The 21,908-nt window shown below is 44.6% G+C and carries 11 protein-coding genes and 1 CRISPR repeat array; of the genes, 1 reads left to right on the forward strand and 10 read right to left on the reverse strand.

What is annotated here, in order from left to right:
• Window positions 1-489: 489 nt before the first annotated feature.
• Complete coding sequence (locus NG833_RS11780; RefSeq protein ID WP_256555925.1) at window positions 490-1,254, forward strand: transposase; 765 nt, start codon at window positions 490-492, stop codon at window positions 1,252-1,254.
• Between the two features lie 111 nt (window positions 1,255-1,365).
• Here NG833_RS11780 and NG833_RS11785 read toward each other — a convergent pair whose 3' ends face one another.
• The 10 genes from NG833_RS11785 to NG833_RS11830 form a co-directional block, all read right to left on the reverse strand.
• A complete protein-coding gene (locus NG833_RS11785; RefSeq protein WP_254565481.1) occupies window positions 1,366-3,111 on the reverse strand; it encodes a hypothetical protein in 1,746 nt (581 codons plus the stop codon).
• A gap of 43 nt (window positions 3,112-3,154) precedes the next feature.
• Window positions 3,155-4,723 carry a hypothetical protein gene (locus tag NG833_RS11790; protein ID WP_254565482.1) on the reverse strand — a complete coding sequence of 523 codons (1,569 nt, stop codon included), beginning with the start codon at window positions 4,721-4,723 and terminating at the stop codon, window positions 3,155-3,157.
• 1 nt (window position 4,724) lies between these two features.
• Window positions 4,725-5,966, reverse strand: coding sequence for a type III-B CRISPR module-associated Cmr3 family protein (locus tag NG833_RS11795; RefSeq protein ID WP_254565483.1), 1,242 nt, complete (start codon window positions 5,964-5,966; stop codon window positions 4,725-4,727).
• A 24-nt stretch (window positions 5,967-5,990) separates the two neighbouring features.
• The gene (cas10, locus tag NG833_RS11800; protein ID WP_254565484.1) at window positions 5,991-9,104 is read right to left on the reverse strand and encodes a type III-B CRISPR-associated protein Cas10/Cmr2; all 3,114 of its coding nucleotides are present in this window, start codon (window positions 9,102-9,104) and stop codon (window positions 5,991-5,993) included.
• Window positions 9,105-11,333: 2,229 nt separating this feature from the next.
• Window positions 11,334-11,471: a hypothetical protein gene (locus NG833_RS11805; protein ID WP_254565485.1), complete on the reverse strand. Its 138-nt coding sequence runs from the start codon at window positions 11,469-11,471 to the stop codon at window positions 11,334-11,336.
• A 118-nt stretch (window positions 11,472-11,589) separates the two neighbouring features.
• A CRISPR array of direct repeats spans window positions 11,590-15,944; the repeat unit is 36 nt; unit sequence GTTTCCAATCAACTAATTTCCCTAGCGAGTAGGGAG.
• A gap of 244 nt (window positions 15,945-16,188) precedes the next feature.
• Window positions 16,189-16,470: a CRISPR-associated endonuclease Cas2 gene (gene cas2 / locus NG833_RS11810; protein WP_254565486.1), complete on the reverse strand. Its 282-nt coding sequence runs from the start codon at window positions 16,468-16,470 to the stop codon at window positions 16,189-16,191.
• Window positions 16,471-16,590: 120 nt separating this feature from the next.
• A complete protein-coding gene (gene cas1 / locus NG833_RS11815; protein WP_254565487.1) occupies window positions 16,591-17,583 on the reverse strand; it encodes a CRISPR-associated endonuclease Cas1 in 993 nt (330 codons plus the stop codon).
• Window positions 17,584-17,764: 181 nt separating this feature from the next.
• Complete coding sequence (gene csx18 / locus NG833_RS11820) at window positions 17,765-18,049, reverse strand: CRISPR-associated protein Csx18 (protein WP_254565488.1); 285 nt, start codon at window positions 18,047-18,049, stop codon at window positions 17,765-17,767.
• Window positions 18,050-18,214: 165 nt separating this feature from the next.
• Window positions 18,215-19,795 carry a hypothetical protein gene (locus NG833_RS11825; RefSeq protein WP_254565489.1) on the reverse strand — a complete coding sequence of 527 codons (1,581 nt, stop codon included), beginning with the start codon at window positions 19,793-19,795 and terminating at the stop codon, window positions 18,215-18,217.
• A 104-nt stretch (window positions 19,796-19,899) separates the two neighbouring features.
• Window positions 19,900-21,858, reverse strand: coding sequence for an RAMP superfamily CRISPR-associated protein (locus NG833_RS11830; protein WP_254565490.1), 1,959 nt, complete (start codon window positions 21,856-21,858; stop codon window positions 19,900-19,902).
• Window positions 21,859-21,908: the final 50 nt, after the last annotated feature.

Here is a 21,908-nt window from a genome sequence, read left to right on the forward strand (position 1 = left end):
TCCAAAAAATAAAATCCCCAAAAAACCCGCAGGCTGAAGCCTGGGGCTACACGGACAAAGCCCGCCTGCGCGGGCTAATACAGTCTTGTTAGGTGCTTAACCATCGGGATTTGGATGATTTATTTGTTGGAACACCCTTAGTGAAGCTACGTTATGGGGCAGTCTTTGAATTTTTAAAATTACCCAAAAATCAATAAAGTTTAATCCAAGAGTAATGTATAATAAAACTTAAATTCAAATCAATACATTATGGAATATCAACCCGTCAAAGCGGATTATGATGGCCCTTAGAAGGAAGCACTCAACCTCTACTTTGAGCAATTACTCAGCTTCTTCTTCCCCGCCATTCATAACCAAATCGACTGGAGTCAACCCTATCAGTCCCTAGACAAAGAACTCCTAGAACTAGGCCGCGACTCCGACATCGGCACCCAATTTCCTGACAAACTGTTTGAAGTTAAACTCATCAGCGGAAATGTCCTGTGGATAATGATTCACGTTGAAATCCAAAGTCAATCAGTTATCGACTTTCCCAAACGCATCTATCGCTATAACTACCGCGCCTTTGACCAATATGACAAACCCGTAGTCAGTGTCGCCATCTTAGGCGATGATACCCCCAGTTGGCGACCCACCGAATATGCTTTTACCCTGGATGGATACAAGCTCAAACTGGAATTTCCCACGGCCAAACTCCTAGACTACCAAACGCAGTGGGAACAGTTAGAATCAGAACAGAATCCGTTTGCGCTGATGGTCATGGCCCATTTAAAAACCCAGGCCACCAACCGCCAAATGGAAGAACGGAAACAGTGGAAATGGACCCTAATCCGTTCCCTGTTTGACCGAGGATATAGTCGAGAGGAAGTCGAGAACTTATTCCGGTTTATAGACCGGATGATGAGCTTACCGAAGCAACTCGAACAACAATTAAGAACCCAACTCATTGAATATCGGGAGGAAAGACAAATGCCATTCATCAGTCCAATGGAAGAACTCATCCGAGAAGAAGCAATGGAACAGGGACTCGAACAGGGACTCGAACAGGGACTCGAACAGGGGACCTTGCAAACTCAACGGGAGAATATCCTAGACCTTTTGCAAGTCCGGTTTGGGGAAGTCCCTCAGTCCGTGGTAGAAGCGGTGAATCGTCTGGAGGAGATTGCGACTCTAAAACAGCTTCATCGCCAAACCATTTCTGTAGGTGCTGTTGCTGAATTTGAGCAACTCCTGAATCCCAGTACAGATAGCTAAGGTTAGCAATGTGCGATCGCCTCTTGTGTCTTGTGGGACCCTCTCTACCGGGCGATCGCCTTGCCGACGGACAACCCTGCGCAACATCCTCTCTAAATGATCGGTTTAACCTTACTCATCTAGTTGCTGATTTACCCAGTCAACAATGTCTGAGTAGATATAATAAACCCCATCTGAATTGGGGTCAACTCCAGGACAAGGAGGTTGATTGAGTAGACGAAAAACAGATAGACACAGGGTTTGCATGGTTTCTAAAATCAGGTCTACTTCCGAAGCCTTTTGCGCTTCTTTTATCTTTAATTTCCGGTCTGCTGCCAGCATTTCGTGCATGGTTTCTTGAGACGCGCCTTTAATTCGATGAATCAGGTCATTTCGCTTTTCTACCCAATAATTTAATTGTTTTAACGCCTGCTCAATCTTCTCCCATTCCTGGATGTCATGCTGATTGTGCCTGACAATAGCTTTAGCTAAATATCGCTTTGTAAAACGCTTCATATTTAAACTAAAGTTGCCATTTTTCTTAAAGTCCCAGGTTTTGAGCTTAGTGTCATGTTTAATTAAAACCTTCCAAATATCTAGCTCTATTTTGCTGGGGTCTAAGTTCCAATTTTCAAGCATTCCTGGGGTATTTTCTGGTAGGAAATATTGGTATCCTCCTAATGCAATGACTAAATAATTGACCACATCTTCCCAAAACGAACTCAAGCACCATAAAAAATTAGCCACTTGATTGAGTTGCCAATAAATTTGGCAATGAGCATATAAATTGAGCCAACTGTGATAATTCTGGGTGAGATGGGATAGACTGGCAAGTTCTGGGGAGGAGGTTTTTAAAATCGTCTCAGCCCCTTGGCGGTCAAAATTGAAGAGACATAACCCTAATTTCAAGGCGGTAATTGCCAAGTTAGAACTCGTCTCAACTTCAGACAAATCGACCAAAGTTTTGACTTCAGCCGGAAGTAATTTCAGGTTATTTTGCCAATCCTGTAAGATGGAAATTGCACCATCGAAATCCCACCGTTCCAGAAGCTGTCGAATGGTGCGATACTTTTGGGACTTTAAATGTCGCCAGTAGAGCGTTAACTTACATTGAGAAGGTTGACCCTGGAGAACAGAATTAATCGAAAGCTGTGGATCGACAAATATCATATTGGGAAAGCCGGAATCGATTGATTGTAATTGCAATGCCGTCCCCATTTGTGGCGTTCCCCCCTTAATGCTGACTAATACAATATCAGAGGAGGGATTAGGCTGTTCTTCTTTAAGAATAGTAGCGATCTCTTGTTCATAAACCCGCAACATGACTTCTAAATCACTGGGGTTTTCAGTCGGTGGAATTCTGACAGGGACCAATTTAGGTAAGTCGGCAAATTTAGGCTCAAGTTGCTGGGAATCATATCGCAGCCAGTTTTGCAATAAACGCACCAAATAAATGGTATCTTTATCATGACCATTGCGGTTTTGGCGAGTTTTCTGGTTGGTGATAAAAATATAGGCTTTACTAACACGAGGCTGAGTAGTTGCGGCTTTTTGCAACACTCCTAATATCCGAACAAATGCCAAGCGATCGTGCCAATTAGACGGAGCCAACCGATAGCATTCTAGCAATTTAGCGGTCAGACATCGGCTATTGCGTTTCACGGAATTAGCAAAACCCAGTTCCGTATAAAAAAAATTATCAATTGCTGCTTTTTGTTCCTTCCATATTTTCTGAAATTCTGGGGATAGGGTATTGACTTGTTGGGGTAAATTGGGTTCACTGAGGAAATCAATAGGCAGATAATAATCTGGACCTTTCGGTTGAGAAAATCTAATCGCTAAGTCAGACGTGCCAATATTGGCAAAAAGTAAGTTCATAATTTGTGAATCAAGTAGAAAGGGCTTCAGTGTTTTTTTGAATTTATCGTCTACGAAACTTATTTGACGGGGACAGACGAGAAAATAATCCTCCAAAAATCCCCGTCCATACCCACGCAGCAAATCCAGCAAATGATCCGATGATTATGCTAACCAGCAAGGCTTTTATCCCGGGATGGACTGCCGCTAAAAACGGGGGTTCCAAGGGTAAAGGTTGTTCTATATAACCCGAAATACTAGAGGCGGCAATTCCCCCAGCACCGATCGCCACCCCCAAAATTTCAATTGTCCGTTGTAAGCGCTGATTTTGTTGAGTTTGAACGTAGTCATGTAAATCTCGGACCTCATCCCCGACTTCGGCATACAATTGTTCCAGTTGAAAAACTTCCTGCCATTTGCAATAATAGCGGTGAGGATGTTCCCGTTGGACCACTTGACTAAAGTATCCTCGGGCGGTAAACAACAACAGCAAATCCCGGATTTCTTCAAAAATATAAATGCGATCGCGATGATTTGCACCCATCACCCACCGTTGCGCGACCCAATGGGACAACATCATCAAAGTGAATCGTTGATGCAACACCAGCCGAAATAACAGAAAATACAAATCCCGGATATGATTGGGAAGTGTTTCCCGGAAAAACTTTTCATCCGGTGCATTAGCTGACAAAAAGACCCCACCTTCTAACGTAAAAATCCACCACATTCGTTCAATATAAGGCAACCAAGGTTGACAAGCCCGGTCCAAGTCTTGAGCAGATGGATATTTTCCTTGCCCTTCATGAAAGAAATTTTGCAAATTATATAACATCAACGGAATCGTTTTCTCCGTCAATCCCTGAGCAAAAATTACCGCAAACGGAATCAGTTGACCGCATACAAAAATTTCTTCCCACCAGGGTTCGATATGATAGGTCTCTCCAGCCTCTAGCAATGTTTCAATCAGCAGACCAATGGTCAGTGTTCCTGTATAAACAACATTTCCCCCTGCCACTTCTGGGAAAAAAATATCTAATTCTTTCTTTTTAAGTTGCGGATTCCATTTGACTTTTTGTGCCTGTAATTCGGTCCGCCGCTGACCTCGCATAAACCTAAAATAATGCAAAAAATTGAACCAATCTTTAGAATCAGGAGAAAGGGGTTGAACCCTCAAACTTAAAAATCCGACCCCCACTTTAAATAAAGCTAATTGTGCCGATCGCCTGCCTTGTCCAGGTTTTTCACCAAAGCCAAATTGAATCGGTCCTTGGGGAGTTATCAGTTGCCATTCTACATCCTGAAATCCTAATGTACTATCCAGGGCATTATTCAGCTCCCAAAACTGAGCCGTAGGAGTCTGTTGACTCTCTTTATCTGGATTGAGATAGTCTGCTACATGAACTAGCCAATCATCAGTAACTAATTTTTGAGGCTTCCAAGTCTTAAATTTTTGTCGGGGAAATTGGTGATTTTCAATGCAGTTAATTCGTTCTTCAAATGAGCGAACCTCAAACGAAAAAGGATAGATAAAGTAGAGAAAAGATGGATGAACATCAATGGTAACTTCAGGAAATTTCATGCAATTCAGACCCAGGGCAACAATATATTTATCTTCGGCTCTAAAAGGATTCAAATCAAATTTTCACCTTACCCCATAACAAAAGTCCGTAATTTAAGTTTTTAAAAGTGTCTAACCAATTTTGAGGGCTTTCTAGTTGGGGAAGAAGTCGGTAATCTGAAGGCAGCTTTTTAAGCCAATCATCTGAGGCATTTTTGTCGAATAAATACACCGTTCCTGGAGGAACAAAGGCGCGTTGGGGTAGCAAAGAAAATTCCCATGTTTTTTCGGTCTCTCTGAGGGTATCAAGTTGAGAACGCTGGATAGAAGAAATACCGCCCCATAATAAGGGACGAGAGGTCGCACATCCAATTAAAATATCTTTCCAAACTTCTGGATAAGCGCTATAAACGAGTTGATGAGGCTTTTCCCCTTCTGTGCGGGCTAATCCTGGGGTGAGTAAATAAGCAATAGATGAGTCAGGGTTTGGAGTGATAAAGCGTTCTAGTTGTTGCCAGCCGCTTGGAAAATTAATGGGAGAAACTAAAGCCCGATGTCCTTCCCCGCCTAAGCGGACCACGCAAGGTTGGGTAATCGCTGAAATCTTTGGATTCATGGCAGCAACAAATTTCCAGCCGGGTTTGAGCCGGATGGCAACTTCCGTAAAATAGCCTTCGCGATCGCTAACTTGACGAGTGCCTGGTTCCATTTTAATATGAGGCAAAATCTGCACCCCCCAAGGGTCATCGGTAAAATCCTTGGGATTTTTGGGTAATTTCCCTTTGAGATACTCTACCAAAGCCGTTAATTTCATCCAAGGCTTGAGAGGCCCTAAAACTACGTCATACTCTCGGTAGGGAGGATGACCCTCGAATTCTTGATGATGTAACCGAGGGGAAACTAGGGGTTTGAGATGATTCTCCGGAAAACTGATGTACTCCCAATCCGTTTGTTCGGATTGAGGAACGAGGCGAGTAACTGAAGTCCAATCATCATCCTCGTCCTCCTGATTTGAATCCCTGGAATCTTTCCGCTTAACTCCTACTAAATCCTTGGGAGTCGGTAGCCAAACTTCGTTAAACTCATCCATCAAAAACGGACCCCAAAACTGCATATTTTTCTGGGGGATTGAGGAACGTTTCACCTGAGATTGTTCATGAGGTTTTGGGTCAACCCCTGGGGCACTCCGTAGGGCTTGAAACACTGGAGTGGGTAAGGGGGGAAACAACCCTTTGGCCCAAGAACTCTCCCCTGGACTGAAGGGCTTCGACTCACGAAACATGAGTAAATCTAAGGGTTCAATTTGATACCACTGCATGATGTTTTTCCAAACTTTGGGTGATTAATGAACAGTCTTGTCGAGCCAAAATGCACTAAACCGTAAGAGACTCGCTAAATCTTGCATGGTACATCCAATGGGTTTAGGGGTTTCCGGTTTAGATTGAATTTTTTGCTGCCACTGAGTCTCTACTGCATAGGCCCATTCTTCCCAGATATTTAGCCAGTCTTCCAGTGCCTGTAGCTGATCGTGTTCCAGTTGTTTGTCGCGAGAATTGACAATCACCTTGGCTGCTTTAGAAATGAGTTGACTATGGGGGGTCAAGCAACTATGGATAGGCAACTGTTCAGCTAAACGATATAAGACGGGAGAGAGTTCATCCGTGGCCGTTGCGCTGCAAATTAAATCCCACCAGGGTTGTTCTAAAAACTGACCTTTCATGCAGGCTTCTAGGACATTTCCACTGCCATAAATTACGCGAAAACATAACCCATCTTTCGGCGGAATCGCTAAAGTGCCTTGCATTTTTTTTGCCCGGTCTTCTTCGGCACTCCAGAGCGATTCAAGCACCGTCGGTAAGGGAACGCTTTTATGAGCAATGACGATTCCCGCACTGAGGGTGGCTGTTTGACCCATTGTAAACAGGGGACGATTGGGTAATCCAGGAGAGCGGGGTTGGCGAGGATGCCAGTAACCGCCTCTACTGTCAAAGTCTCGACCGGGGTCTTCTGCACCGGACCAAGCTGCACGTAGCGATCGCAAAAAACTCAGGACATCGGCTAAAGGCAACACCGCCAGCACATCATCTCCACCGCTATACACGACTTTACCACAAAAGCGCTTTTCCGTGAGATAAGGCACAATCCGATTGGAAAAATCCAGCAAAGCCCGATTCAGTCCAATATGCGTTGCCGGACCCATCCGTTTGCGAGTTTCGAGGAGTTCGCTAAATTCTGCTGGAGGTTCAGAGGCGATCGCCTCCCTATCAATGTACTCCTGATACAACTCCAGTTTACGTCCCGAAACATATTTCCCCATATTGTCCCCATCTGCCGCAACGATCGCCCACCAATCTGCCGGAGAACTGTCGCCAAAGTTGCACTCATGATGCGCTTGGGATACCGCTTGTCGTAAGGCAATGAGCTTGGCGGATGAGCCTGTTCTAGGTTCCTTCAACCCCATATCATCCGCCAACCATTTACTGGAAAACATCACTCCGTTATAGCCATTACCCGATTTAGGCAACGTTTGCAATTGCAAATCGGCATTTTGAATTTGAAATGGGCGACGAGTTTTGGCTGCAAATTTGTTAAAATCATCGTCCGTAAATGTTAAAGTGTCTGCTTTGATTAATCTTCGCAAAGTATCCCAATATTCTTGAATTCGTTGAGGATTTGTCTCAGCAAATCGAGCCGCTGCAATCGAACTCAAGTTCGGGAAACGAATAAAACTTTCATAATCGAAGTTTTGGCGGCTCCCCTGCTGGTTCATCTGTAAATCAATCCCTAAAGATTGAGCCACACCCCCATAAACCCAAGCCATTCGTTTGGTCAACTCTAAAGCATTGAGTTTTTCCGACCCGTTAAATAATCCAGGATAGACTAAACTCATCAACTCCCAGAATAATTGCATAGAACCGGAAGGAACCCCCGCCCCTTCTCGATAATCCGAAACCTGAGATTGGCGGTTTTGATTAATTTGATACTTTAAACTCGGATGCAGGGCACTCAATTGTCCCGATAAGGTCGATCGCTCTCCAGGTGCCGGGGAAACCTGCCATACTCGCGTATTCTTGAACGCTTGAATGCCTTGGGCCAACCGACTTTGCACATTCCCCCACCAGGTCCCAACATTGAGGGATTTATACAATTGATCTTCAACCGGCATCGGGGTGGGTTGGTCGTGACGCGAAGGTGCAACGCCTTCCTGTGCCTTAATCCAGTCGGAGTTAAAGTTGGTGAGTACAGGTGAATAAATCTCTAATGGATTGACCGGATTACCCAAAGGAACAGCAGTCCAGTAGGGTTCCCAACTATGATGAATTTGGGCATTCCACAGATGCTTCCATTCCCAACAAGACTGGTTTCTCCACCGTTCTAAGTCCTGCTGATTCGGATTGGGTTGTGAATCAGATGAGAGTCCTTCGTTCTCTGCAAGTTTCCTAATTAACTCTTGAATAGCTGGTTGGGAATTCGGGTCAGTTAAATAAGCAATTGTAGAAGAACGAATTTCATTCCGAACCCGACACGCAATCCGACGCCATAAAATCTTTAAATATTTAGAGAGATCATTTCCCAGTTTTTCCGCCGCGAGTTTCCCCGGAACAATGGCGGTAATCACGTTGGGGAATCCAGCGGTGCTCAAACTGGTGGAGGTCTTGTCCTTAAATCGGGCTACCGGGTCCGAGCTATCTTGGAAACCTGCCAATGTTGTTCTAAATTCGGGATATTGTTTAACCAAGAGTGCATCGATAATTTCTTGACTCCAGAGGGACGGGGTAATGACGGCATCGGGTCCATAAACTCGCGCAATAAACCAACACAATCTTGCACTGAGGTAATGAAGCAGGTAAGAACCGGCCCAAAAATCTAGGAATTTGCGGGAGGATTTGATAAATTCCTGGACCGGAGAGAAGGTAAACAACAAAAGATACGGATGTTTATCGGGGTCGGTTTCTTGCCTATCTGGGGGAATTGTACCGGCGATCGCAGAAACGGTGCTGTAATAACTATGCTTGGGACAATCCGGGATGAGGCGATCGGCGGGAAACAACAGCGCGTCAGTTTGTTGTGTTAGTAAAAATTCCGGGTAAAAGCGCCATAACCACCAGAACGCTTTTCTCGCATTGCTTCCGGCCACTTGGTTGAGGAGCGCAATCAAATCTGGCGGCAACCCGGGTTCTCCTCCCACATTTTGCCATTGACCACTAATCAAATGGGAAACCTGCGTTACAGGAGGGATGATTGCCAATTGGTCTAGGGTCACGCGGTCCGAGGCTTTGCCCACGTTCTCAATAATATTCCCCTGGTTATTCCACCAAACCTGCAACTCGTGAGCATAAGGCTGTAGACAGTCAACTGCCTCGCACCCATGTCCTTCAGGGAGCAGCCCCAGTTGATATAACAGCGCGTACAACTTCCAATGATAGTAAAGATTCATGCGTGCGCCTTTGTCCACTACGCTTTGTATGTTATCCTTTTTAGTGGATATGTTCTCAAAATTCCAGAATGTTTTAAGGATTTTGCTAAAGTTTTGCAGAAAAGTTAGCTAAATTTTCTAGGCCAAATTCAAGCAAATAAATCAAAGTTAACTGGATTTTTAGTAAATCTACAGATTTGGGGTTTTACTTGATAAAACCTCTGAAACTGCATAGAAAAACGGACATCAATTTTGGGCTTAGATTCGGTTACTTGATTAAAATTAAGTGAGTCTAATTAAATTGCGTAACCCTTAATTCATCCAAATAATTTTAGCAGATAATTGAACTGACTTTTTTGACAAGCATTATAAATACTAAAAATTATCCCTTTTACGGACAGCGCTGCCCGTAAGACAAAGGCCCCATCCCTTAATAAGAAACCTGCCATAAGCGCCAGTCGCTCCAGCCGTCTCCAGATTAGAACAGGTTACCATGATTAAACAACTGGGCAAAGAACCGGCGTGACCGATACTTCCTAGATGCCTGGGTAACTGGACTCGGATTGGAATGGCTGCCGAAGGTGCGATCGCTTCAGTAAACTGCCAAGGTTTCAGTTTAACTCAACACACCGCAACTCGCCCCAACTGCCAGCCACCGATATTTTTCCTGAAAAATAGAACCACTCTATTTTGAGTTAGGGCCAGTTCTCTTTAGGATTCAGTCGGGCGGTAGGTTTCAATAGCAAATAACCGATCGCCTCAAAGATGGTTTGCCTACCTTCATTCCGGCAAGCGGTTTGGTACCCGGAGGCCAATTGCCCCGGACACCAGGAGCCATTCTTTCCAGTTCGGTATTAGATGTATAACCAGGTTAGGAGTCACTATATCTCTTATAAGACAAGACTTTCACTTGCATCAAGGAGTTAGTTGGAAAGCTAAATTTTCGGGTTATTTTTAGTTAGCTTTCCGCGTTGGTTATGGATTAACCAGTAAATAAATCGCACACTTCTTTACCTTCAATTAGTATCCCCAACAGGTGAAAATTTGAACCAGTGTAACCCCATACTGGCGGCGATACTACTGAAATTTCAATTCAATTAATATCCCCAGTGAGTGGGGAGAGTAAGTCTGTTGCACAAGTTTAAGTTTTAAAAGACTGTCTTTGAAGTTTTCCAAAAATTGAAAATGTAGAGCTTTTGTCGCTACGGAAGCTCTAAGTTTTTAAGTTTTTATTTGCGAATTCCAGGGGAGTCGAAGCCTTATTCGATTTCCGCATTCGTAGTAAGACTTCAACTTAAAGACTTTGTTTTAACGACCTAGTCATCGGTCATGAAATGAAATTTTGCCCTAACCCTTGGGCTGGGGGATACCTTTACTGCTAGAGCGTCAGGCTGGGGACATTACTCTATGCGGTAGAGGTGTCCCCAAAAACTATATTACTCGAAACTTACTCTTTTGTCAACAATCACGCCTCACATTCGTAGTAAGACCTCAACTAAAGACTTTGTTTTAACGTTTCCAATCAATTAGTATTCCCAGCGAGTGGGAATAGCAAAAATTATAACCCTTACCCAGCGTGGCGTCCCGACCCGGTTTGCGTGGCAAATGGCTATTGTTCGTAATTTAACTGATGGAGCCTGGATGACTGGGTTGGCGATGGCCTACGGCATAGCTAAGTGCACCACGCGCAGGCTTCATCAACGATGTGCGGCATCCTATCAAAGTTCTGCTAACTTTCTTCGGATGTGACTGCCAACTTAACGAAATTAGCACAATGGATGGCGCTCACGCAGATAGCTTCATCTCTTGCAACTGCTGCATGATGGGAAAAAAGAAACTGCTTTTAGAAGGGGCAAAGAAACATTCCAGATCCAAGCACACTAAGACACCATATAACGAAAGCCAATTTCCATTCCATTGCGTAACATACTATGGCAAGTATAATACCCAATAGCATTATGAACCAAGCTCTTTTTTTACCTTCATACTGATAATAATCAATCAAGGGAATTTGAACTGCAAAGCTCACCCATGCAATTGCTTGAGGATATAGCCCTACTATAAGAAGCGCTATGGTTAGTCCTAACGAAAATAGGTATTTGAGAGTTGCGTATTTCATTGGATGATACCTTTCTATGAGTACAAGAGTTATGAGAATTAGCTAGTTTTCTAGGATTAGAGAAAAGCCATCAAAACCTATTCTACTAGCTACTTAAATTCCTAAATTTTCCAATCAATTGATTTTCCCAGCTATTGGGTAGTGACTACTCATTGGTTATCCCATTCGTCAGCTAAACGCTCTAAATCGCTGCCTTTGCCGATGGTGGCAGTTTCGTAAATGTTCCAGGATACCCCCGCAAGTAGCAGGAGTAAAATTCCAACTAACGCCTTTTTTTCCCAAGTCATGAGTTTGTTCCTACTAATATCTCTCTATCACACTGCATCCTAAGTCAATCAACTAATTTTCCCAGCCAGCGAGTAGGGAGGTTTTCCCGGTGTTCGGAAAAAAGCTGACAAGCCATTTGTTTCCAATCAACTAATTTCCCTAGCGAGTAGGGAGTAGTGGTAAGACTCAGTTGACCCCGGAGATGCTCTCAGTATTAGTTTCCAATCAACTAATTTCCCTAGCGAGTAGGGAGGAAAAAGAGGCATTACGGAAGGAAAACGAGGCACTCAAGGTTTCCAATCAACTAATTTCCCTAGCGAGTAGGGAGACATCTTTTCTAATCAAAAATCAACTCGTTGATTATGAGCGGATGTTTCCAATCAACTAATTTCCCTAGCGAGTAGGGAGTGGTAATTAGATGCTCGCCACCGCCCCTGAAATAGAGTTTCCAATCAACTAATTTCCCTAGCGAGTAGGGAGTATGGATGGACACTCGCATTCCTCTATTTCCACATTGTTTCCAATCAACTAATTTCCCTAGCGAGTAGGGAGAGGACTCTATCGGTAAGTAAACAGCGCTACATGGAATTCCGTTTCCAATCAACTAATTTCCCTAGCGAGTAGGGAGTGTGTCAGGTCATTGTTTATATCAGATCCGCATGGCCCGATCGCCCGTTTCCAATCAACTAATTTCCCTAGCGAGTAGGGAGTGTCGGGATAAATGGGACTTTAACCTCCAGTCAGGGGAGATAGTTTCCAATCAACTAATTTCCCTAGCGAGTAGGGAGGTGGAGACCCAAAACCGTATTAGCTGGGCTAATAACCGATGGAAGGAATGTGGAAGTTTCCAATCAACTAATTTCCCTAGCGAGTAGGGAGATGGAATGGAAATCGGCGGTGGTCGCCACTTTAACTGTGTTTCCAATCAACTAATTTCCCTAGCGAGTAGGGAGAGGGAAACACTGCATGACAACACCACCTCCCATCGCTCCAGTTTCCAATCAACTAATTTCCCTAGCGAGTAGGGAGACGGACTGCTTCCCGTGCGTCTGCCAGTAAATTTCAGATATAAGCAGGTTTCCAATCAACTAATTTCCCTAGCGAGTAGGGAGTACAAGAAGCCCTCCGTCTATTAAACATTCCTATACCTAAACTGTTTCCAATCAACTAATTTCCCTAGCGAGTAGGGAGGGTTTCATAGCCACCCGTAATAGTATCTACTACGTTAAAGAAACGTTTCCAATCAACTAATTTCCCTAGCGAGTAGGGAGATTAACCTGGAAGTTGAACGGTTATTTTTTTATAACCACTGTTTCCAATCAACTAATTTCCCTAGCGAGTAGGGAGAGCCTTGTTCATGAAATGGTTGCCCTTGGGTTATCCCGGGTGTTTCCAATCAACTAATTTCCCTAGCGAGTAGGGAGACTACGAAACTTTCTTAAGTAAAGTACCTTCTGAATTCTTGTTTCCAATCAACTAATTTCCCTAGCGAGTAGGGAGAATCTTCTAAACCTATATTAAGGTCTAGTTAAAGATTATATGATTTCCTTGTTTCCAATCAACTAATTTCCCTAGCGAGTAGGGAGCCCTTCTGGTAGAAACTCTGGAGATGGCAGCTAAAAGTCATGTTTCCAATCAACTAATTTCCCTAGCGAGTAGGGAGAGGAAACCAAATCTTCGTCTTCGGTAGCAATACCGAAGGCCGGTTTCCAATCAACTAATTTCCCTAGCGAGTAGGGAGTCTGGACGGCTTTCTGGAAGTCATATAAGGAAAAGGGGTTTTGTTTCCAATCAACTAATTTCCCTAGCGAGTAGGGAGTTACCTCATTCATCAAGAAGGTCTATAGTCCTGAAGGTTTCCAATCAACTAATTTCCCTAGCGAGTAGGGAGATGTAAGTGCTGCACGTTCGTTCAGCCCAATCATTGGTCCTCGTTTCCAATCAACTAATTTCCCTAGCGAGTAGGGAGACGGAACAGGTTTATATTTGTTCAAAGGCGGAGAAATGATTGGACGTTTCCAATCAACTAATTTCCCTAGCGAGTAGGGAGATTCGAGGAAATGGGCTTCAGCCGAGCACAACTTCTGGTAGAGTTTCCAATCAACTAATTTCCCTAGCGAGTAGGGAGGGCAAAGTATCCTTTGAGTTTGTGGGCTTAAACCAAGTCGTTTCCAATCAACTAATTTCCCTAGCGAGTAGGGAGTGGGGGCTTCTTCTGGTTTCATCGTACTGAAGTACGGGTAGAGTTTCCAATCAACTAATTTCCCTAGCGAGTAGGGAGCAATAAGTGGGTGAAGGCGGCAAAGGAGTGGGATGAAGCCATCAGGGAAGCGTTTCCAATCAACTAATTTCCCTAGCGAGTAGGGAGAGTCCGGTGTTGGCCCTGCGATGGAATATTTCAGGTTGTTTCCAATCAACTAATTTCCCTAGCGAGTAGGGAGTCATAGTCAGCTTTCAGGGCTTTGTCGGTGGAACGGTCCGAGATGAGTTTCCAATCAACTAATTTCCCTAGCGAGTAGGGAGCGAGTTCAAGACACGTGCGTGTCTTGAAGAACGCAAATACTTTGTAACGTTTCCAATCAACTAATTTCCCTAGCGAGTAGGGAGCCAAGAAGAAAGACTTCGCAAAGCCACCCGCACTGTCGAGGGTTTCCAATCAACTAATTTCCCTAGCGAGTAGGGAGCATTACTCAATAAAGCAATGGAAGGTAAGGTTACTTTCTGTAGTTTCCAATCAACTAATTTCCCTAGCGAGTAGGGAGATGTGTAATACACCTGAACGTCAAGCAGCTCTTCAAGAGTTACGTTTCCAATCAACTAATTTCCCTAGCGAGTAGGGAGGCCACTTCCCCAACTATTCCAGTACAACGGAGATAATGTTTCCAATCAACTAATTTCCCTAGCGAGTAGGGAGCGGGAAAGTAAAACAATCCTTTCCTGAACTAAATACATGGGAGGTTTCCAATCAACTAATTTCCCTAGCGAGTAGGGAGCATTAGTACTCTTCCCATTAATATCCCAATCAATATGTTTCCAATCAACTAATTTCCCTAGCGAGTAGGGAGTTGAAACAAGAGAAGAAGCCCAACAGGTAGCTGACAAGTTTCTACCCGTTTCCAATCAACTAATTTCCCTAGCGAGTAGGGAGATGATATTGAGCGAGGAACTGTTTGGGAAGAGAGTCTTATTTTCGTTTCCAATCAACTAATTTCCCTAGCGAGTAGGGAGGTACCAGGTTACCGAAACGACTGAAAGTACCCCAGATGACGTTACTGAGTTTCCAATCAACTAATTTCCCTAGCGAGTAGGGAGGATCCTGATAGGGCATGGCACTGGCGATGGAACCATTGCTAATAAGTTTCCAATCAACTAATTTCCCTAGCGAGTAGGGAGTAGAGCTTCTCTCAGGGCTTCTACGGTGTTTTCTCTGTAGAATAGATGTTTCCAATCAACTAATTTCCCTAGCGAGTAGGGAGCGGGCGACTGGCATTGGGATAATGATGTCGATGATGCCTATGAGTTTCCAATCAACTAATTTCCCTAGCGAGTAGGGAGAAACTTTTCTGCATGAACTTCAAACGTTCATCCGTAAAGGTTTCCAATCAACTAATTTCCCTAGCGAGTAGGGAGAACCTTTCGCTTCGACCGGGGTGTTAAATATATGAACCTGTTTCCAATCAACTAATTTCCCTAGCGAGTAGGGAGGAATGGGTAGAGGTAACACGGAACCTCCATTTGACATAACAATGCGTTTCCAATCAACTAATTTCCCTAGCGAGTAGGGAGCATTGATGCTAAAGGAGATACCTGGGTGTGGTCCTGTTTCCAATCAACTAATTTCCCTAGCGAGTAGGGAGGGGAGTTGTTATCCCAATCATAAAAGTGTTGAAAGATATCGATGGTGTTTCCAATCAACTAATTTCCCTAGCGAGTAGGGAGCTTAGAGAGACTCAATCCAAACGTGGCGCTCGGATTACAAATCTTGTTTCCAATCAACTAATTTCCCTAGCGAGTAGGGAGTCTTTGTCGGATGAACTCGCTGCCGTACAGGTTCAAGTTTCCAATCAACTAATTTCCCTAGCGAGTAGGGAGACTCCCCATCTACTGAGGAATCCCATTTGAAGATTCCCATGCTCATGAGAACAGTTTCCAATCAACTAATTTCCCTAGCGAGTAGGGAGTCCAAGATTACCCAGATGCGTCTGGATAATTCGTTGTTGTTTCCAATCAACTAATTTCCCTAGCGAGTAGGGAGTGTTAGCTTACAAGGAGGCTTTACTTGTTAAAGCTCAAGAAGCTGGTTTCCAATCAACTAATTTCCCTAGCGAGTAGGGAGTGGGTATTCATAGCCAGAGTAACCTCGTAGCGTTGAGTGGCTGTTTCCAATCAACTAATTTCCCTAGCGAGTAGGGAGGGCTGTATGAACATCTCAACTTTGCATTGACAGTAAACATTCTGTTTCCAATCAACTAATTTCCCTAGCGAGTAGGGAGGTACCCCGATTGTAACCCTTACTGGGTGGGAAGTCCAGAGGCGGTTTGCGAGGCTCAATAAAATTGTTGCTACAGCGGTCATAAAAGCACCTCCATTTAAAACCTGAAGCCCTTACCCAGTAAGGCTGCGAGGCTCCCGACGAGTTTTCGACGTTTCAGCGATTTTGGTTGAGCCTCGCAAAAATGACTAAAACGGAAGGGACCAACTTACTGAAGGACTGGGCCAATAAATCCACTCGGGACATCAAACAATCACGGAACTGGGATATTCCGTAATTGCTGGCCCCACCCCCCAAGTTTCAACTCGGGCGGAGGTATGCCGGGAAAGGGGGTAAAACCGGATGCTGTCTTCCTCTAGTTTGAGCCGATCGCCCAGTCGTTTCTTGAGTTCATCAAATTTAGAACGAGTCAGAACGCACTCAAACGTGGAATACTGCACCCATTTTCCGTAGCCTTCCAGCAAATCATGGACTTTCTTGCGCCGTTTGTTGTCGGGAATATCGTAAACCACTACATAAAACAGCATCAGCGATTTGGCTTAAATCCAGAATTTTCTATTGAAAATATAAGACCCCTCGTTTCCCGACTAGCTCTATTCCCATTCTATGATAAAAGGGAACCAAAGTTTTTAATTTTATGCAAAAGTTTAGCGAATCTGATAGGGGGAATATCCGTTGACAGGTTCATAGACAAACTGTTTGTATTCCTTGACTTGTTGATGAAGCAAGTCCCATTTTGGTTGAGCTTCCCCAAAATCATCGGTAATTGTTTCTTCCATGCGTTGCAGAAACGCTTTCAAAAATTTGGGTCGTCCAGATTCATTCAGATAGCAGCCGCCATTTTTGTAAACGAAATCATCCCGCGCATCCATGATATTCCGATTCACCAGATATAAAACCAGCGAATCAACCAAGGGTGCGCGAAACTCTTCAATCAAGTCCGAAGCTAGAGCCGCATGACGATAGCTGCCCTCATGCAAACAACCCGAATAGGGGTCAAGTCCTTGCAGTTCAATCAGCGTCAACAAATGATTCCAAAGCACTTGGTAGCCGAAGGACAACATGGCATTGACCGCATTCCCTGGAGGACGCCGGGACCGACCGGCAAACACAAAATCGCGAGAGTTTAGGCAGTCTCCGAAAGCCGAGAAATATTGGGCCGCGCCGGTTCCTTCATACCCCATTAATTGGTCAACTCGTTCGGCTTTTCCAGCTTTGGTCATCAAATAATCCAAACTCTGAATGGCAAAAGCAACCACGTCAGAATTTTGTCGCCGTTGTTGGCGCATCAAAATCACCCGAGAGTTTTTTAGTTTGGCCTGGACAATGCGCCGCGCCACAAGTAAGCGGTCTACCAAGCTCAAGTCTTGTTGATACCGAGACAGTTGCCGATACCCGCGTTCAATGGGCAGAATCCGACCATAACAGTATCCCATCCGCGATAGATAGCCAATGGGAATATTCCGCCAGAGGCAACTTCTAATCGCTTGGGTGGTAATTTGAGATTTCCCAAACACCAGAATCATTTCTAGCAGGGGCAATTGAATCTCGTTCAGGATGGTATCGCGGCGCTTCACGAGTAAAAGTTCACCGTCTAAACAAACATAGCAACCTTGCTGAGAAACATACAAAGTCTGCATAAAGAGTCGGCAAAAATCATTGAAAGTGAGTCATATCCTGCTCTACAATCATTCCTAACCAGTGTCTGGCTCCAGGTACAATAGGAAGGCAGATTAAGAGTCTTTGCAGAAATATTTTGACCATCGAATCTTATCTGTAGAGGCGATTTGCTTGGATGCCCCTACAGATACCGACAAAATACTAGGAGTGCCGGTCTAGTTCGTCATAATTGCGGTTAGGAATCACCGAAGCTGCTTTTTGAGCTTGAGCATTTCGCAATAGTTCTGCTTCAGCAGGCTGCAAAAAACGCACAACCCCATCGATAAATGCGGAAGTGACTAATGTTGCCAGCACAACCATTATCGTATTAGTAATTACCGCGACTAATCCCAAAGGAGCAATTAACAAGATGACCAAGGTAATGATGCCATTGATACAAGCAACGGCAATATGACGAATCAGAATTCCACGCATAGATAAATACATGATTGTTACTCCTGATTGATGAAAAAAATGCCAAATTCTGGTTCCTTCCCCGGTGTTGTGGGGAGGCGTGACATAGGACTTGGAGTAAATGAAATAAAGCCAAGCCGCTCGCCCCAGTGGCGGAGGCGCACGAGGTCCAATAAAAGAGGGATGTTTCATAACAAGCTAGGTGGAAGGCACTTCAGAACGCAGGATTTCTAGTCCCCATGCATACAAGGATTGCAATAGAGGTTGGGGGGGAATTTGCCAGGGAGGAGAACCGACTTTCCGGAGTACCTCAACCATCAACGCCATCAAGGGTTCTGGACTTTCAGAAATGGGGACGGGAAATCCATTGTCTGCCCAGAGCGATCGCATCTCCGGTAACGTCATGGGGTCCGCTTTATGAATCACATCATTGCGCTTCTCTCGAATCCCCTTCAGCAGCTTGCCCCATTTATCCAACGGGCGAATCTTTTCCACTTGACTCCAACCACTAATTAACGCTTTAAATCCAGGTTCATAGGGTTTACCGTAAGAATTAAAACCAGGCGGTGGGCTGATAATATTTTTCCCTAGCCAATTTTCTTGTTGACTACGAAGATAAAGCAATCGCTCGACAGTTTGAGAAAATTGCATAAAGGTGGTGGTATAGTTTTGGCGCTTTAACTGCAATTCAATTAAAAACACCGTTTCCCAGGTTTGCAAAACTGGATTGGTTCGCAACTCCACCAGCCGATCGCGCCATTGCTGTACCTGTTCGGTCCCGGCGAGTTGTTCCACCAGGCGCGATCGCAGCCACCCATTCTCAATTTGTTTGTTCTGAGCAAACCGGACAATTTCCCAATTGGTGGAAAGTGCTAAGTATCCGGCAAGTTGATATAACGGCTTATGGCGGCTTTGATGGGCTGATAGCCAAACTTGAGCCTCCTGAAAATCTCCCCGTTCCCAGGCAGAAACCACTCGCGATCGCTCCAAAGGCCAAAAATATTCGCTCAATGGTACCATCTCATAGCTTTGAGAAAGACTTGCCGAAAACATCTCCTTCTCACAATTTGAATAAGGATTGGGCGGTTCAATCGGCGAAGCATTGATCACCTGAAACTCGCGCACCAAAGCTGCCGCACAGATTTCTAGACTTTCTGCGATCGCCGGAACGGACCCTTTATTTTCAATCAGTAATACAAAGTCATTCGAGGAAGACTGGGACCGCTTGTCTAAGGCAAAAGGCCAGATAAAATTCTCAAACTCTTCCCGAATTTTGTGGCGATCGTTGGCATTTACCCCCAAATCTAAAACATCCACCCTGACTCCGGGCCAAGTTGTTTCAATCTTGCCTTTCATCAACTGTGCCAACCAACAGGTATCCGCCCGCCGGTAATTCCAAGGCACCGTCTCCGGCTGATTCGTAGCCCAAAGGATGATGTGATTGAGCCCTTTAGCCACACTATCGGCAATAATTTTATGGTCCAGTAACAGTTCAACGGAACTAAAATCACCCCCCAACCACTCTTGGCAATGTTCATAGTATCGAGACCCCAAATCCCGAACACTCCACAGCATATTGGGTTTGTCCGGTTCATAAGCACCCCGTTCAATGCCCAATTCCTGATACAACTGATTAATATGAGGAGGATGAGAGCGATCGCCATCCGCCCCAAAACAGCGGACCACCCCATCATTGCTCCGCCAACCGACTTGACGAGTTCCAACGGTGATAATCAGCGTATCAATGCGATCGATTTGAAATGCAGAAGAATTGACCATGATTTTTGAGGTTGAAAAATTGAATGAGTGCGGGCGATCCCTAAACTTTGAAAATCCTATAAAACTCAGAGGCGCAATTAATGCACCCCTCAGTTGAAAAGTAGTTAACGGCGGCGGTTAGGGCCGGAGGATTGGGCTATATTTAGACTTCCGAACACCAAAACCGCACCTTCTTTCTGTAAAGCCCGAGCAAATTTCTGGCGATCGCTCTGATTTGCCCCAAAGATAGTCACAACTTGATAGGCTGAACCCTCACGCGGAAAAATCGATTTAATCCAGACAAAAGAAGGCGTTCCTAACTTGCCGCCGACTTGAGGATTTCCAAGTCGATCCTGATTCTGCCCTTTATAGTCCGTGCTACTATACAACAAATCCAGAGCATCACCGCGCACTGGGCTCGTCACCCCTTCTGTAGGCCAATTTTTCACCCGGTCCGGATGTATCTGCTTAGGAGTCTTGAGTAGCCAGACTTGAACATTGCGGTCTAATACATCTTGCTGGCGACTGCTGGGGGTTCCCGGACCCGATATATGAGAAGTTAGGGGAGATTCTACCGCATTGAATGCCGCCTTTAACCCCTCAAAAAATTGCTGCCATTTCTGAGGATTCGCTTCTAAAGGAAATCCCTGCCCATTCACTTCCCAATAACAGCCTCGGAGCATTTTATTTAAGTAATGTAGCGGACGACGAGAACCGCGACCCACTCCGCCTAAATGAGAGGCTAAAATCAGTAACTGTTCCAAAAGTTTTAAATATTTTGGCTCGGTTGCTTCCAGACAAATACTTCCGGAATATAAATCCGGATTTTGCTTCAAATTGGGATTGAATAAAACACTGATGGATACTTGGCCTTGAATACTCAAATCCCCAAAAATTTTCTGTTCCAGTGTTTTACAATCCTGGGGATTATAGAGGGATAAAGCCATTGCCCGAAACCAGTAGCGTAAAATCCCCCGAACTGCGGTAGGCCGAAATTCAGGAGTTCCTTGGTAGTGATTTCCTGGAGAGGGAGGATTGCTACCATACATCCCCTGAGTCCAGAGTTCAAACGAGTAGGATTGGCTATGGGGGAACTGCGGAAGCTGTCCCAATGCCCGACCATAACCACTACTAACCCGGGAGCCAATCCCTGTTTTTAGGGCATTTTCTAGCCAAGTTTTTACTTCTTGTACTTCCTGGGAGGTTCCCCGGGCGGTGGGACGTAACCCCATCAAAAATTCAGGTCTTTCTAGACTTAAAAGGGCGTGAGGTTCTGGCTTGTAAGTCACTTGGTTATTGTTCCAATGCCATTGGGGAGTAGCTACATCAACGCTGAGGCAAGGTTTAGTGGGGAAGGCATCCAAAAATTCAACCTTGGCTGCGATCGCCTGTTTCCCCTCCAACATCCCCAGCAGGTGTAGAATGCGATCGCCACTGCCATGTTTTCTCGCCCAAGCTCGGGCAGCCCCTTTTAAGCTAGAACTGGGAATATAAGGAACGCCAAAAATGGGATGAAATACGGGTAAGAGAGACTCGCGAAACCCCCGCGTTCCCCCGACTCGGACGCGCCAGTTAAACGAAGCTGAAATCAAAGCTCCCTCGGTGCCAATAAGTTGTTCAGTACGCTTTTTCAGTTTCTCATAAATTTTTTGACAGCCTCCTTCCTGTTTTACCGCTTCCACGAACACAGGTTGTACCAGTTCCTCATTATTTCTATCCCTGCCAAATTCAGCAAAAATTAGAGCTTGCAACGGATTACCTCCTTTTTTGAAAGCACCCATTTTAGGGGGAGGTGATTGATTTAAATTGCGGACATCTCCAACTTGAAATTCAATATTTTTACAGAATAATTTTTGATTTTTGAGCTTTTTCTTCAGTTTTTCCACGGTACTTCTTGCGGTCTTAGCTTTATCTTCATCGGAGAAATAAAGGGTTAAAGTTTGAGACTTAAATTCGTATCCCGCAAATCCAGCCTCAACAAAGATTTTCCCTAACTTAGAATCAGTTTTCTGTTCTTCTGCCAAAAATGCGGCCCAGATGTCGCGGGGTTCACTCGGTTGATTTGTGTTTCTACTCTGGTTCATCTATTTACTCTGAATAAAGTGCAAATTTTGAAAACTCAAAAAAGTCTTGC

Origin of the sequence: Oscillatoria sp. HE19RPO, assembly GCF_024220515.1 — a bacterium.
GTDB lineage: Bacteria > Cyanobacteriota > Cyanobacteriia > Cyanobacteriales > Laspinemataceae > Laspinema.